This window comes from Mucilaginibacter pallidiroseus (assembly GCF_007846085.1).
Classification (GTDB): domain Bacteria; phylum Bacteroidota; class Bacteroidia; order Sphingobacteriales; family Sphingobacteriaceae; genus Mucilaginibacter; species Mucilaginibacter pallidiroseus.
This window is the reverse complement of record NZ_VOEJ01000001.1, coordinates 593,521-609,367: the sequence shown is the minus strand read 5'-3', so window position 1 is coordinate 609,367 and position 15,847 is coordinate 593,521. Positions and strand designations below refer to the sequence as shown.

General features: G+C 43.1%; 14 protein-coding genes. 8 read left to right on the top strand and 6 right to left on the bottom strand.

The features are described from left to right. Positions 1–3: 3 nt before the first annotated feature. From FPZ43_RS02675 to FPZ43_RS02645, 7 genes are all read left to right on the top strand, one after another. The gene (locus FPZ43_RS02675) at positions 4–804 is read left to right on the top strand and encodes a hypothetical protein (protein WP_146380296.1); all 801 of its coding nucleotides are present in this window, start codon (positions 4–6) and stop codon (positions 802–804) included. Positions 805–877: 73 nt separating this feature from the next. Beyond that, on the top strand, positions 878–1,975 hold the full coding sequence (locus tag FPZ43_RS02670) for a hypothetical protein (protein ID WP_146380295.1): 1,098 nt from the start codon (positions 878–880) through the stop codon (positions 1,973–1,975). A 91-nt stretch (positions 1,976–2,066) separates the two neighbouring features. Beyond that, positions 2,067–2,534: a RidA family protein gene (locus tag FPZ43_RS02665; RefSeq protein ID WP_146380294.1), complete on the top strand. Its 468-nt coding sequence runs from the start codon at positions 2,067–2,069 to the stop codon at positions 2,532–2,534. Between the two features lie 2 nt (positions 2,535–2,536). Further along, a complete protein-coding gene (locus FPZ43_RS02660; protein ID WP_146380293.1) occupies positions 2,537–3,646 on the top strand; it encodes a D-TA family PLP-dependent enzyme in 1,110 nt (369 codons plus the stop codon). An 86-nt stretch (positions 3,647–3,732) separates the two neighbouring features. Continuing rightward, positions 3,733–4,803 carry a dipeptidase gene (locus FPZ43_RS02655; RefSeq protein ID WP_146380292.1) on the top strand — a complete coding sequence of 357 codons (1,071 nt, stop codon included), beginning with the start codon at positions 3,733–3,735 and terminating at the stop codon, positions 4,801–4,803. 3 nt (positions 4,804–4,806) lie between these two features. Beyond that, positions 4,807–7,410, top strand: coding sequence for an MGH1-like glycoside hydrolase domain-containing protein (locus tag FPZ43_RS02650; RefSeq protein WP_146380291.1), 2,604 nt, complete (start codon positions 4,807–4,809; stop codon positions 7,408–7,410). Positions 7,411–7,507: 97 nt separating this feature from the next. Then, the gene (locus FPZ43_RS02645; RefSeq protein WP_146380290.1) at positions 7,508–8,437 is read left to right on the top strand and encodes a sugar phosphate isomerase/epimerase family protein; all 930 of its coding nucleotides are present in this window, start codon (positions 7,508–7,510) and stop codon (positions 8,435–8,437) included. A 17-nt stretch (positions 8,438–8,454) separates the two neighbouring features. Here FPZ43_RS02645 and FPZ43_RS02640 read toward each other — a convergent pair whose 3' ends face one another. From FPZ43_RS02640 to htpG, 3 genes are all read right to left on the bottom strand, one after another. Then, a complete protein-coding gene (locus FPZ43_RS02640; RefSeq protein ID WP_146380289.1) occupies positions 8,455–8,733 on the bottom strand; it encodes a hypothetical protein in 279 nt (92 codons plus the stop codon). A gap of 34 nt (positions 8,734–8,767) precedes the next feature. Further along, positions 8,768–9,280 (bottom strand): DUF4251 domain-containing protein, encoded by a 513-nt coding sequence (locus FPZ43_RS02635; RefSeq protein WP_146380288.1) that lies wholly within the window; start codon positions 9,278–9,280, stop codon positions 8,768–8,770. A gap of 258 nt (positions 9,281–9,538) precedes the next feature. Beyond that, positions 9,539–11,422, bottom strand: coding sequence for a molecular chaperone HtpG (htpG, locus tag FPZ43_RS02630; protein ID WP_146380287.1), 1,884 nt, complete (start codon positions 11,420–11,422; stop codon positions 9,539–9,541). Positions 11,423–11,620: 198 nt separating this feature from the next. On the opposite strand from htpG, the gene FPZ43_RS02625 reads away from it, so the two are divergent. Further along, positions 11,621–12,118, top strand: a complete 498-nt coding sequence (locus FPZ43_RS02625) for a hypothetical protein (RefSeq protein WP_146380286.1) — start codon at positions 11,621–11,623, stop codon at positions 12,116–12,118. Between the two features lie 192 nt (positions 12,119–12,310). Here the strand turns inward: FPZ43_RS02625 and FPZ43_RS02620 are convergent, their stop codons facing one another. Genes FPZ43_RS02620 through FPZ43_RS02610 form a run of 3 tightly spaced genes read right to left on the bottom strand, consistent with a single transcriptional unit; the run spans position 12,311 to position 15,655 of the window. Next, positions 12,311–12,883, bottom strand: coding sequence for a thioredoxin family protein (locus FPZ43_RS02620; protein ID WP_146380285.1), 573 nt, complete (start codon positions 12,881–12,883; stop codon positions 12,311–12,313). A gap of 53 nt (positions 12,884–12,936) precedes the next feature. Then, a complete protein-coding gene (locus FPZ43_RS02615; RefSeq protein ID WP_146380284.1) occupies positions 12,937–14,310 on the bottom strand; it encodes a sensor histidine kinase in 1,374 nt (457 codons plus the stop codon). Further along, the gene (locus FPZ43_RS02610; protein WP_146380283.1) at positions 14,300–15,655 is read right to left on the bottom strand and encodes a sigma-54-dependent transcriptional regulator; all 1,356 of its coding nucleotides are present in this window, start codon (positions 15,653–15,655) and stop codon (positions 14,300–14,302) included. Before FPZ43_RS02610 ends, FPZ43_RS02615 begins: the two co-directional genes overlap by 11 nt. Between the last annotated feature and the right edge of the window lie 192 nt (positions 15,656–15,847).

Here is a 15,847-nt window from a genome sequence, read left to right as displayed (position 1 = left end):
AGAATGCATTTTACGACCAACAATAAGCTTCATTACACTTTACGCATAGCTATAGCCATGTGCTTTGTTGGGCATGGGGCCTTTGGTATTATTACTAAAGAAATTTGGTGCAATTATTTCGCGGTGTTTGGTATAGGCAAGGAAACGGCCTATAGCTTGATGCCGTGGGTTGGTGGCGCAGATATTTTGTTTGGTGTAATTATGCTTTTTTACCCAATACGAGCTATTGCTTTGTGGTTGGTAATATGGGGGGCATTTACAGCATTTCTTCGCCCGGCATCGGGCGAGCCCTTCGCCGAGTTTATTGAGCGTGCCGGTAACTTTGGTGCGCCTTTGGCAATGTTAATCCTTTCGGGTGGGACAAAAAGCTTTAAACACCTTTTTGAGCCTATAGATCCAAATGCGGTTTACAGTGACAAAACGCTGGCAAGTGTAACTACCTGCCTAAAGCTCATTGTATTTATGCTGTTGATGGGGCACGGATGGTTAAATATTATTGAGAAAAAAGGTTTGCTAAATCAATACGCATCACTTGGATTTGGGCAACCAGGCAAGGTAGCCTTAGCGGTTGGTGCATTTGAAATTACTGCCGCATGCCTTGTTTTGGCAAAACCATTGCGCAGCGCGTTAATCATCTTGTTTATTTGGAAAATAGCTACCGAACTTTTTTACCCTCACTATGAAGTTTTTGAGTGGATAGAAAGGGGCGGCAGTTATGGCTCCATACTGGCTTTATACATATCTCTTAAATACATCAACACCGGTTACTTTGCCCGCAATGGCGCAACTACCAAACCGGTTTAATTAATCAATTAAAATCCTGCATATGCAGGTTGGTGCAACAACGGCACCATAAACCTATTCTTAAACAATTACAATGAAATTTTATCATAAAATTCTTGCAGCTGTTGCTGTGCTCACGCTTTTCAATAACCTAAAATCAAACGCGCAAGGTTGCGTGGCTATCAGGGGTAACGGGTCGTTCTTAACAATGGAGCACCCAATGCTTGATACGGTCTTAGGGTCAGACAAAGGCTGGTTGTTTACATCATCATATCGTTACTTTAAATCCTTTCGCCACTTCAGGGGCCGTGAGGAGCAAAAGGAACGCTTAGTGTTGGGCAACGAAGTTATTAACCATCAAAGCACTATCGACTTAAGCCTTACCCGTAACTTTAACCAATTTTGGTCGGTTACGGTTGGGATGCCTTACCTGATCAATACCCGCTCATCATTATATGAACACGGCGGCAAAGAGCGCCATACATCCAAATCAAATGGCATTGGCGATATGCGTATCGTGGCAAACCGATGGTTGTTTGACAGTCATAAAACGCACACCGGAAATATCCAGGTTGGATTGGGCGTAAAACTACCAACCGGCGATTACAATGCAACATCAACTTTTTATAATGTAACGCCTGCTGTTCGCCCTGTTGATCAATCAATACAATTGGGAGATGGCGGTGTAGGTATTATTGCCGAAGTGAATGGCTTTTTGGGCCTTGGCGGTTCGTTCAGCGGTTACACCAATCTGTATTACATGAGCAATCCGCGCAACATGAACGGCACACGCACTTATCGCGAAACGTTAAGGGCTACCCTGGCTAATGAGGCTATTACCAACGTGCCCGACCAGTATATGGCGCGTTTAGGTGTAAATTATGCTTTAAAAGGTGCATTTAGTGCGATAAATGTATCTGCCGGTGCAAGGATAGAAGGTATCCCGGTTTATGACATATTTGGTAAAAGCGACGGCTTCCGCAGGCCGGGTTATGTATTCTCGGGCGAGCCTGCTTTAAATTACAGCTTCCGTAAAGTAAATATTTTTGCAAGCGTGCCAATCGCCATCATCCGCGACCGTACACAAAGCGTTACTGACCGCGAGAACAGCAAAAACACCGGCACCTTTGTAAATGGTGACGCTGCTTTTGCCGATTACTCGATCAACTTTGGCGTGTCATTTAAATTGTAATATCCAACCTAAACATCATAATAACCAAAGGGCCCCGTTTTTCGGGGCTTTTTTTGTTTGCGTTGATGCCGATAAATAATAGTTTTACAAAATGAACACTGCTGAAGAAAACTTTGCGGCGCTTGGTTTAAACCTCCCGCCTGCACCAAAGCCGTTAGGCGTTTATAAACCTTGCTTAATTGATGGTAAATACCTTTACTTGTCTGGTCATGGTACCGTGCAGGACGACGGCACCCTTATAATAGGCCGCATTGGTGCCGATATGAGCCAGGATGAAGGCAAAGTTGCTGCACGCCAGGTAGGCTTGGCCATGCTTTCAACCATTAAAGCCAATATTGGCAGCCTTAATAAAATAAAACGTGTTATTAAGGTATTGGGAATGGTAAACTGCACTCCCGAGTTTGAAAAACACCCATTTATCATTAATGGTTGCAGCGAACTTTTTGCTGCAGTATGGGGTGAAGAAAATGGTATAGGTGTGCGCAGTGCAGTTGGCTTTGGCTCGTTGCCTGATAACATACCTGTTGAGATTGAAGCGCTATTTGAACTGGAGCAGTAAAAATGGCAGCCAACTGGTTTGACATAGCCAACACCGACGCCATTGATACACCTGCGCTGGTGATTTACCCGGAGCGGGTGCAATACAACATCGACCTGTTAAAAACAATGATTGATGATGTAGCACGCTTGCGCCCGCATGTTAAAACGCATAAAAGCCCGCAAGTATCGCAGTTAATGATACAGGCGGGCATTACCAAGTTTAAATGTGCAACCATTGCTGAGGCCGAAATGCTTGGCCAATGTAAAGCACCAGACGTGCTGTTAGCTTACCAGCCAAACGACCCTAAGCTGCATCGGTTTATTGAACTGATAAAGGCTTATCCAGATACAGCATTTTCCTGCCTGGTAGATAACATGGCATCTGCAAAAGCCATCTCCAAACAAGGAGTTGCTAATGGCTTACTGATAGACGTATTTATCGACCTGAATGTGGGCATGAACCGAACAGGTATTGCCCCTGCAAAGGCATTTGCCTTGTATCAGCAAGTTGCTTCCTTACCGTCGTTGACATTAAAAGGCTTGCATGCTTATGACGGGCATATCCATGATCATGACTACAATGAAAGGCAACTGAAACTGATCGGCTATATGCAGCAAGTTCTTGGCCTCATCGAACAGATAAAAAAGGCCGGATATCCGCAACCCGTCCTGATAGCGGGTGGCTCGCCAACATTTTCGATATTGGCCAAGTTTCCCCAGCTGGAATGCAGCCCCGGCACATTTGTATATTGGGATAAGGGTTATCAAACCGCATTTGAGGAGCAACCATTTAAAACTGCAGCACTTATTCTTGGTCGCGTTGTGTCATTGCCTGATGATGGTAAGATATGTATTGATATTGGCCATAAGTCCGTATCGGCAGAAAACGAATTGAATAAAAGAATTTACTTTTTAAATGCGCCGGATTTAAAATTGATAGGCCAAAGCGAAGAGCATTTGGTAGCTGACGGCGGGCGGGATTATCAATTTAAAGTTGGCGATATCTTGTATGGTTTGCCGCACCACATTTGTCCAACGGTAGCGCTTTACGAGCGGGCAATTGCAATAGAAAATGGCGTGCCCATAAGCGAGTGGTTTAATACCGCACGCGATAGGAAGATCAATATTTAATCAGGAGAAATTAAAATCGGTACGATTTGCTGATTAAAGCCCATGAAATCATTATCGTATCGGTGTAATCCAAAATTGTGAATAATATGTTTGTAATAGATGCCCATCTTGATCTGAGCATGAACGCTCTTGAGTGGAACCGCGACTTAACCCAATCGGTTGCAGCCATAAACCAACGCGAAGAAGGATTGACAGATAAGCCCGATCGTGCAAAAGCAGTAGTATCATTGCCCGAATTACGCAAGGCGAACATCGGCCTTGTTGTAGCTACCCAGATAGGACGCTATGTAGCTCTCGGCAACACTCTACCCGGATGGCACTCCCCCGAGCAGGCCTGGGCGCAAACACAGGGGCAGCTTGCATGGTACAAAGCCATGGAAGCGAAAGGAGAGATGCGACAGATCACTGACCTGCAACAGTTGGATCAACACCTGGCAATATGGGCTGATGCAAACGACAATACAACAAAACCTATAGGTTATATTTTGAGCCTTGAAGGTGCCGACTCGATTGTAGATGTAAGTTACCTTGAAGGTGCCTACAATAACGGTTTACGAGCCCTCGGCCCGGCACATTACGGGCCGGGCAGATACGCAAACGGTACAGATGCAACCGGCAAAATGGGACAACAAGGCTTGGAGTTGCTTAAAGAAATGGAGCGCTTGAATATTATACTTGATGCTACCCATTTGTGCGATGACGCCTTTTGGCAAGCGCTTGATAACTTTGGCGGCCACGTTTGGGCAAGCCATAACAACTGCAGGGCTTTGGTTAACCATAACCGCCAGTACAGCGATGAAATGATCAAAGTGCTTATTAGCCGGGGTGCTGTTATCGGCGCTGCTTTAGATGCCTGGATGATGGTGCCTAACTGGGTGCGTGGTATGTCAACGCCTGAAGGTATGAACTGTAACTTAGAGGTAATGGCCAATCATATCGATCATATTTGCCAACTGGCGGGTAATGCCCTGCATGTAGGCATGGGTACTGATTTAGACGGTGCATTTGGCCGCGAACAGTGCCCATACGACCTGGAGACCATTGCCGACATACAGAAAGTGCCGGATATTTTAATTAAACGCGGTTACTCCCAAACAGATATCGAAAATATGATGTATGGTAATTGGCTGCGTTTTTTAGAAAATGCCTGGAAATAATTTATGAGCATAGAAAAAGATAGGATAAAACAGCCTGGCTGGAAAAAATGGGGGCCTTATGTTAGCGACAGGCAATGGGGAACGGTACGTGAAGACTATAGCGCAAACGGCGATGCCTGGAACTATGTGAGCCATGATAAAGCACGCAGCTATGCCTATAGATGGGGCGAAGATGCTATTGCCGGCATTTGCGACCGTGAGCAGTTATTATGTTTTGGCCTTGCGCTTTGGAACAAAAAAGATCATATTTTAAAAGAGCGACTTTTCGGGTTAAGTAATGCGGAGGGTAACCACGGCGAGGACGTTAAGGAAATATATTATTACCTGGACAATACGCCCACGCACTCGTACATGAAGATGCTATACAAATACCCGCAGCAGCCATTCCCATATGATGAGCTTGTAGCCGAAAGCCGCAAACGCGACCGTACACAGGCAGAGTTTGAGATAATGGATAGTGGTGTTTTTGATGGCAACAACTATTTTGATGTCTTGATAGAATATGCCAAAGCTGCTACCGATGATATCCTGATCAAAATAACTGTGCATAACCGCAGTGGTAAAGACTCGGAAGTCAACATCCTGCCTACTATTTGGTTCCGAAACACCTGGGATTGGGGTTACGATAGTTACAAGCCAAACTTATCGGCTTTATCAAAAAATCAAATTGGCATCGATCACACAAATCTTGACATTGCTTATTTCTCAGCGCAAACGGAAGCCGAAACACTCTTTTGCGACAACCAAACCAACGCCCAACGGTTTGGCTTGGCGGTTAGTCCCGGCAGGTATTATAAAGATGGAATAAACAATTACCTCGTAGATGGTGCCGCCACCATTAACACAGGCAAGCAGGGCACAAAAGCGTGTTTCAACTATGATTTGAAGATACCCGCCGGGCAAAGCGTAACATTAAAATTCCGCTTGTCATCTATTGCTGAAGCTAATTTTGATGATTTCGATAACATCTTTACTTCGCGAATTGCAGAGGCCGATGAGTTTTACCAAACGCTAACGCCCGAAGATGCCAGTATCGAAAAGGCAATGATACAACGACAAGCATACGCGGGTATGTTATGGACCAAACAGTTTTATTACTTCGATGTGCACCAATGGCTTGCCGGAGACCCGGCCTATCCGCCACCAGCCGCAAGCCGCCTGGATGGACGCAATAGCAAATGGCAACACTTTAACAATAGGGGTGATATTATTTCAATGCCTGACAAATGGGAATACCCTTGGTTTGCAGCCTGGGATCTCGCCTTTCACTGCATCCCGCTGGCTGATTTGGATATGGATTTTACCAAAAACCAGCTTACGCTGCTTACAAAAGATTGGTATATGCATCCAAATGGCCAGCTACCCGCTTATGAGTGGGATTTCAGTGATGCTAACCCACCTGTACTTGCCATTGCGGTATGGGAAATTTATCAGCAGGATAAAAAACAAAATAACGGCAGGGGAGATACCTATTTTCTTGAACGCATCTTTCACAAATTGATGATCAACTTTACCTGGTGGGTAAACCGTAAGGACTCGGCAGGTAATAACATCTTTGAAGGCGGTTTTTTGGGGCTTGATAATATCGGTGTGTTTGACCGCAACACGGTATTCCCGGACGGGTCGCACCTGGAGCAGGCAGACGGTACAAGCTGGATGGCTGCTTATGCACTTAACCTTATGGGAATGGCTGCTGAGCTTGCCGTTACAAACGATGCGTATGAAGATATCGCATCGAAGTTTTTTGAACATTTTATTTACATAGCCGGGGCAATGTCAAGCCTGGGCGAGGGTGGTAATGCCGGCCTTTGGGATGAGCAGGACGACTTTTTTTACGACCAGTTACGTATGAGCGATGGCGGGGCTACCAAAATGCGTGTGCGTAGTATTGTTGGCCTTATGCCTTTGTTTGCAGTAAGGGTTTTGGATGATGTAGATATTGCTAGTAACCCCATATTCCGGAGCCGGATGGATTGGTTTAAACAAAACCGTCCGGACCTTGCCGCGCTCGTATCGCACTGGGACGAAAAGAGCGCAAATAACAAACACCTTATCAGCCTTTTACGCGGGCACCGGATGAAAGGCATTTTGGGTTACATGCTGGATGAAAACGAGTTTTTAAGTGATTACGGTATTCGTTCACTATCCAAATATCATCTTGAGCATCCTTTCACCGCAACCATACAGGGCACAAATTTTAGTATAAAGTACACGCCTGCCGAAAGCGATACAGCCATGTTTGGCGGTAACAGCAACTGGCGCGGGCCTGTTTGGCTGCCTATCAACTACCTGATAATTGGAAGCCTTAACCGTTATCACGAGTTTTATGGTGATGAATTTAAGGTTGAATGCCCCACAGGATCAGGCCAGATGATGACGCTTAAGGAAGTTGCCGATGAAATTTGCCGACGCCTTACCAGGCTGTTTTTAACAGATGCCGCTGGCCACAGGCCGTTCAACGGTACATGCGCTAAAACGCAAACGGATGAACACTTTAAAAGCAACCTGTTTTTTTATGAGTTTTTTGACGGCGATAACGGGAGAGGCCTCGGCGCCGCACATCAAACCGGATGGACAGGACTTATTGCTAACTGCCTTTACAAGTAGCGCCTTTAATTTTAATGCGTTTTATTGACACATTAAATTTCGTTGTTTCAAATTATTGATTTAGATTTACTTACCAAGTAACCACTAACCAATAATTATGAACTTAAACAGACGCAATTTTATAAAGGGCACTGGCGCAGCCGTGCTCTCGGGTGTGGCATTATCCGGCCAGGCTGCTAACGTATTCAATAACTTTGCCCCGCACCCCATAGGCGTGCAGTTATTTACATTTTTTAATGTAATTGATGCCGACGTAAAAGGCACGCTTTCAAAAATTGCTACCGATGGCTTTACAGAGCTGGAATCGGCATTTAGCAAAAAAGGCGGCTATTACGGTATGAAGCCTAAAGAATTTAAAGCCATGGCAAATGATCTCGGCCTTAAATGGAAATCGCACCATGTTTTGGGTGCACCATTTAAAATGCCTAAAGGTGCCAAAATGCCCTTGGATGCCGATGGCAAGCCAATGGTTTTACCGGTGATGCGTAACCTTACTTCAGATATGCAGCAACTTGTTGATGAAGCTGCAGAGGGTGGTGTAAAGTACCTTGTCTGCGCCAACATACCTACGGGCACGTTAGAAGAAGTTAAAGCAGCGATACCCGTTCTCAATAAAACCGGCGAAGCTTGTAAAAAGGCTGGTTTACAGTTTGCATATCATAATCATGACATGGAATTTAAACCAGTTGAAGACGGATCGGTGCCCTATGACATGTTCCTGAAAGAAACAGACGCCAAAATGGTGAAGATGGAACTTGACCTAGCCTGGACGATGAAGGCGGGTAAGAACCCTGTCGATTTATTTAAGGCGCATCCCGGACGTTTCCCGCTATGGCACTTAAAAGATTTAGATGCAAGCCGTGAAAACATCATGCCTGTAGGAAGTGGCACACTTGATTTTAAACCTGTTTTTGCTGCTGCTAAAATTGCCGGTATGGACAGCTTTTTTGTTGAGCACGATATGCCGAAAGACCCATATGAGAGCGTTGCCGCAAGTATAAAATACGTGAAAGCAAATTTCATATAGCGTAAATTTGTGCGGGCCTATTGTTTTAAATAGGCCTGTACAAATTCATCGTTACTTATTGCAGATACAATTTCGTTAAGTATCTGTTTTTCCGGCGCGTCGCTATCCAGCTCTGTGCCATAATCCTCAATAGCTTCCAGATAGGCTACCGCTTCCTCTTCATCGTCAAATAACAAAATCAGGTCGTTATTAATCTCCGTATCGGTGCCGTTGGGTGGTTTGGGTATATCAAACTCATTAAACACGGTTGCCGTAGTTTTGGTACTTTCGGTTGTTGGGATATCTATACGTAGCATGGCTTTATATATTTATACCTGTACAACGCGTTGCTTACTTTTTGGTTTTAGCTCGCTCGGTTATGAAACCATCATAGCGGATAGACTGCTTATTGTTACTTAAAACAGATAGCGTAGCATACCCATTGTTTGATACATTAAGTATAAGCTGATTTATATTACGTGCATCCTGTGGCTTTATCACAATATTCCACCTGTTTTTACCGGCATCTTTATTATATGCAAATTTGGTTGATGTGAACTTAATACCGCTGTCATCGGGAGAATAACCCACACCGAAGTACGCCACGCCAAAAAATGGCAGAAAGGCCACAACGCTGTCCTTACTTACGGTAAGGTCATAATAGTAATTGTTGATGTAGCGCTGGCCGCCACCTTGAGGGTACATGTACTGTGCCTGAAAAGTATAGTTTTGATTATCGATCAGCTGTTGTATCTCAGCTTCTTTTTTTTGCTGCTTAGTTTGTTTTGCTGTTTGCGCATTGGTTGTTTGCTGCAATACGAACATAAGCATAATTGATAGTGATATATTTATTAAGCGTTTCATTTTGATAGAATTAAAAATTTGCGATTATACATTATTAGACTTTTATTGGAGGGCTTGGTTTAAGTAAAGCAAAATTGATGCAAACTTTGCCGGGCCACTTATTTTAGCCAGATTCAAAGTAAATTATCTTGACGTTTAAGCTTTTCATCGATGTATTTTATTACAGGATGATACCACACATCAAATTCCATAAAACATTGTGAAATAAAAAAGCCACCCGTGATAACGGATGGCTTTACTATTATGAGTTTCTCGATATTAAATCAAACTTACGCTTCTGTTTACAAACTCGGTAAGTTCTGCACCGGTAAGCAAACCTTGAGACAACAGGGCCAGGTCAAATGCTTGCTTGGCTAATTGAGCCTGCGTTTCTGCGTTATCATTTTCAAGGATGCGGGTTATCAACTTATGGTTGCCGTTAACAACAACTTTGTAATTATCAGGCATGTTTCCATAAAAGCCCATGCCGCCACCCATAGCTGCCATATCTTTCATACGGCGCATAAATTCGTCCATGGTAACTGTAACAGGTAACTCATCAGGACTTAAGCTTTCCAACTCAACCTTGTAAGCCGGCTTTTTAATTGCATTATCAAATATCTCTTTGATCTTGGCAGATTGTTCTTCGGTAAGTACATGCTCCGGCGCATCATCTTTCTTGATCAATTTATCCGCAACATCGGCATCAACACGTTTAAGAGAAGTTTTTTCAAGCTTTTGCTCCAACTGGCTAATGAAGTGGTTATCGATAGGAGAGTCCATAACCAAAACATCGTAACCTTTTTTATTGGCTGACTGGATAAATGCGTCCTGCTTTTTAGCATCGTTGGTATAAATGTAAGTAAGCTGGCCGTCTTTGTCGGTTTGTGTCCCTTCAACCTTGTCTTTATATTCCGGCAAGGTAAAGTTCTGTTTTGCCGTGTTGGTAAGCAATACAAAGTCTTTCGCTTTGTCGTAAAACTTGTCTTCGCTTATCATACCGTATTTCACAAACAAGCCAATGTCGCTCCATTTATCTTCGAAAGCCTTACGGTCGGCTTTAAATAACTCAGCTAACTTATCAGCTACTTTCTTGGTGATGTAGCTATTGATCTTTTTAACGTTGCTATCGGCCTGCAAGAAGCTACGAGAAACGTTAAGCGGAATATCCGGCGAATCGATAACGCCATGCAGCAACATTAAAAACTCAGGAACAATATCTTTAACCTCATCAGTAATAAATACCTGGCGGCTAAATAATTTGATCTTGTTTTTTTGGAACTCAAAATCGTTTTTAAGTTTAGGGAAGTAAAGCACACCTGTTAGGTTGAAAGGATAATCAACATTAAGGTGGATCCAGAACAACGGATCTTCGCTGAAGGGATAAAGCTCTTTGTAGAATTTAAGATAATCTTCATCTTTCAATTCACTTGGCGCTTTTGTCCAGATAGGGTTGGTATCGTTGATGATGTTATCAACCTCTACAGATGTATATTTAGTTTTACCTTCTTCGTCAACGCCATCTTCTTCGCTTTCGGTTTTAGTGCCAAATTTGATGGGCACAGGTAAAAACTTGCAATATTTGTCAAGTATCTCCTGTAATTTATGCTCATTCAAAAATTCCTCAGATTCTGAATTGATGTGCAGTGTAATTTCGGTACCGCGTTCTTCAAGGCTACCTTCGGTAATCTCAAACTCGGTGCTGCCATCACAGGTCCAACGGGCAGGCTCGGCACCTTCCTGGTAACTTAATGTTTCGATATCAACCCTATCTGCAACCATAAAGGCCGAGTAAAAACCTAAACCAAAACGGCCTATAATCTCATTGGCATCTTTAGCATCCTTGAATTTCTCCATGAACTCGGTAGCGCCTGAGAAAGCAATTTGGTTGATGTATTTCTTGATCTCATCAGCCGTCATACCAATACCGTTATCTGATATTGTTATTGTCTTTTTGTCGGCATCAAAAGCAACCTCTACGCGTACGTCGCCAACTTCGCCGTTGTATTGGCCAAGTGCAGCAAGGCGTTTAATTTTTTGAGTTGCATCTACCGCGTTTGATACCAGCTCGCGCAGAAATATCTCATTATCAGAATACAGGAATTTTTTAATGATCGGGAAAATATTCTCGGTATGTATCGAGATCGTTCCTTTTTCTTGCATAATTATATGTGTTTTGAAATTTGTAAAGTTTGTAATACACAATTATCAAGGTGCGTTCCAAAAGGAGAAAGGTTGTCAAATTGGCAGAGTGGTTTACAATTCGATGAAAAATGTTAATAACTTATCCCTGTTGATAACTTGCTTAAAAAGTAGTAGTGTAAAAAGTGGAAGCTAAATTTTATAGTATAAATTTGTTTTGTGAGAGAACGCCTATGGTATGAACTAACCCAAGCTAAACATCATGCATGTTACTGCGTCTTGCTTTACGCAAAAAAAAAGCGTTTATTGGGTTACTTTAATGTTTTCACTTTAGCCATGTCAAGTGCGGGTATTATGGGATGGCCAATGTGGAAAACCATACCTCTAGTAGCATGCATAATTATATCGGCAGTTCAGTTGCTGAAACTTTTACAAAACCATTTGATTCCCTCAGAGAAGCAATTAGATGAATTGCATATTGTAATAGAGTTTTACGATGAGTATTTTTTAAAATTAGAAAAATTGTGGTTTGATTATGATTGTGAAAAATTAAACGAAGACGACGTTTCGCATCAATATTATAAGATAAAAAAAACGGAAAAGTCAATAAACAAAATTGTAAATAGTATACTAAAATCTGTAGATACTAAAATTAAAGAAACGGCAGACGAAGAGACTTTGAATTATATAAATAGAGTGTTTAACTTAACTAATTAAAAATGTCAAACAAGGATTCAAAACCAGCACCGAATTCCCAATCGCCCTCAATCAACGTTTCTGGGGGAGCCACTGAGATTAAACAAGGTAATGTATTACCTACTTTTCAAGCACCTCCGCCACCGCCAAAAAAAGACAAATGAAACCAGATGGGGTGTGACTATAGCTAATTTGCCCCCATTTGTTCAAGTCTTACTTCGGACCCGCTTTAGGCACAGGCTGATTCAAGGCGAAGCGTTTGCTTATAGCAGCCGCCTGGTTATCATTTAACTTTGATGTCGACTTAAGTATGTTCACAAAAAATGCAACTTCCTCCGGGCTGGCCGGGCAACCAACATTTTCGCCATAAGTATCTAACGATGCACCAGCCGGGCGCACCTGGCTATCTCCTAATTTATTCCCCTTGGCATCCAGCACGGCCCAATATGGCAGGCCTGATTTTTCGCCCTTGAGCTTAGTCATTACTTCTAACGCGCCGGGATTCTCGAGATCTTTTTTATCGGGGCGTTCCATTACGTCGAGCGTTGCTATTACGTAGTTATCGTCAAAAAACTGTTTAACAGACCGATCTTTTAATGAAGCTTCCATTTTTTTGCACCAGCCACACCATGATGCATGGAAAATGAGCATTACCTTTTTATTCTCTTTCGCTGCTTGCGCATAAGCAGATTTTAAAACGGCATCTGATGCTGGCATGGGCTTTTCTTGAGCAACCGCAAATTTAGATGCAAATATTACGGCTAATAGGATAATGGTATTTTTCATATTAAATGATTTTGTAAACCTAAATTACTTGTTTAAATGGGTAATGTAAATATTTACGCGTTCAAAGGAAATGTTAAAATGAATGCAGAGCCTTTGCCCTCAATAGATTGCACCTGGATGTTACCCTTGTGCAACAGCATAATTTGCTTGCAAAGGCTAAGGCCAATACCGCTGCCCGTTTTACGCGTGCTAAAGAACGGGATAAAAATCTTATCGAGCAGTTCATGCGGCATACCAACGCCATTATCTGTTACTTTAACTACCAACTTGCTTGACTGTACCTCGCCGGAAAGTGTGATGCATGGGTCTTCGCGGTCTTTAACTGCTTCAATGGCGTTAACTAATAAATTGATCATCACCTGATCCAGCAGGTTAATATCAGCCTCAATGGCAAGTGCCGGATCACGCAGTACAATGTCCAGCTCGATATTTTTCTTTTCGAGGGTTGGCGTCATCAGGCTGTTAAGGTTCTCGAACATGTCACGCACCAGCATCCGGTTAAGGTCGAGCTTGGTGATCTTATTAAGGCTACGGTAGCTTTCGGTAAATTTAAGCAGGCCCTCGCTGCGGCGCTTTATGGTATCAACACCTAATTCAATATCTTCCAGTTCGCCATCGCCGATGCGCTCGGCAATCTCCGGGCTTTTAAGCCTGTTCTTTAGTGTATCTGCCAGCGACGATATAGGCGCCACCGAGTTCATGATCTCGTGTGTCATAACGTTCAACAGCTTCGACCAGGCCTTTGATTCGGTTTCATCCAAAGCTTCGCTCACATTTTGGAAGGCAATAAGCTTATACATTTTATCGTCGCTGCGCATTACACTAGCCGATACCAGCATTTTTACCTGCTGTTGGTCGCGGGTAAGGGTCATTACGGTAGCATCACCTGGTTTGAGGCCAATAATACCCTTATATAAGTTTGGTTCGCGCTTTTCAAGCGAATGAATGGTCTTTAAGTATGGCACACCAATAAGCGATTTAAAGGCCTCGTTTATCCAGCCGGTTTCTCCGGTTTCCTGCTCGTACGATATGATGCCCGTATCAACCAATTCCAAAATCTTTTGCAGGTAATGGTATTGGGTCTCGCGTTCGCGACTTATCAGCTTAAATGTTGTGTTGATGTCGTTGAAACCTTTACGCAACGGCTTCAGCTCATTAGGTGCTTTGCGCACATCGAAATGGCGGCTAAAATCACGGTAATGTATCGATTCAACAAACTGGTTTACTTCGTCCTGCGCTTTCTTGTTAAAGCGTATCAAATCAAGTATCGAATACACAACCAGCGGAACTGTAATAACCGTGTACAGGAAAACGCCATGTACATCCTGCAAAACTGCTTTTACCACGATGATAGAAGTTGCCGTAACGGCCAAAAACAATAGCAAAACGCGCCATACCAGCCGCCACTCGTAACGGTTAAATATCATACTTGCTTAATCTGCGGTAAAGTGCTGTACGGGTAAGGCCAAGTTCTTTTGCGGCGCGTGTGATATTACCGTTATGTTTATCGATAACACGCAAAATGGCATTTTTTTCAAGCGTACTAAGCTGTATGTTATCCTCATCAAGTTTGGTTTCTCCTGGTGTTTCCAAAACAGAAAATATCAGGTCGTCTGCGCGTAGAATCGGATCGTCGGCCATGATTACAGCACGTTCAATCGTGTATTGAAGTTCGCGTACATTGCCTGGGTAGCTGTAAGATTTTAGCTTAACCAAAGCCCCATTATCAAAATCCATTGTTGGCTTTAAATATTTGGTGCTGTAAAGTTTTGCAAAATGCCTTGCCAAAACAATGATATCATCTGCACGACGGCGCAGCGGTGGCATATTGATCTCGACGGTGTTGATACGGTAGATCAAATCCTTACGGAAGCGATTTTCGTTGGCTAATTCCTGCAGCGGAACGTTGGTAGCACAAATCAGCCTGATATTTACATCAACCGCCTTATTCATGCCCAGACGGGTAACCTGCCGGTTTTGTAAAACGGTTAACAATTTGGCCTGCTGCTGTAAGCTTATGTTGCCTATCTCATCCAAAAACAATGTACCGCCTTCGGCTTCTTCAAAGCGGCCCATACGGTCTTCGCGGGCATCGGTAAACGCGCCTTTTTTATGACCAAACAGTTCACTTTCAAAAAGGGAATCGGTAAGGGCACCAACGTCAACCTTTACAAATGGCTTGCCTGCACGTAACGACCGTTCATGAATAGCTTTAGCCATTAAATCCTTACCGGTACCGTTTTCGCCTAATATTAAAATATTTGCATCGGTAGGGGCTATCTTGTTCACCTTATGGAAAATGTCTTCCATCACGTCAGATTCGCCCAGGATATTTGTTTGACCGGCCGCAGACTTGCTTGCCGACTTTGAAGTTTTGGCACCTTCCTTTTTATCGAGCAAATCTTTAATAATGTCTATAAGCTTCTCGTTATGCCAAGGCTTTACCACAAAATCGTTTGCGCCCTCTTTAAGTGAGCGTACGGCCAGGTCAATATCGCCATAAGCTGTGATCATAATCACGCAAACGTTGGGCTTCCATTCCTTTATTTTGCGCAACCAGTAAATACCTTCGTTACCGGTGTTTATGGCGCTGTTAAAATTCATGTCGAGCAGCACCAGGTCAACCTGATTGCGCTGCAATAACGAGTGAAGGTTTTCGGGATTCTTTTCGGTAATAATCTCCTGTGTCTCTGTTTTAAGTAATAACTTAACGGCGGTTAAAACGTCCGGGTCGTCATCAACAATTAAAACGGTAGCTTTTTTTAATATCATTTATCTTATCGGATATGGGTATCGGTTTGATGCCTGTGCGGTAAAATTGTTACCTGAACACAGTGATGCAATTTAATATTTTGATACTAAATATCGTACCAGTTGCGCTTATTAAGCTATAAAGCTACGTTTCAGCTATGGGTTAAGAGCGATGTTAAACTCGCGCTGTAAACGCACTGTATCATAACCGAA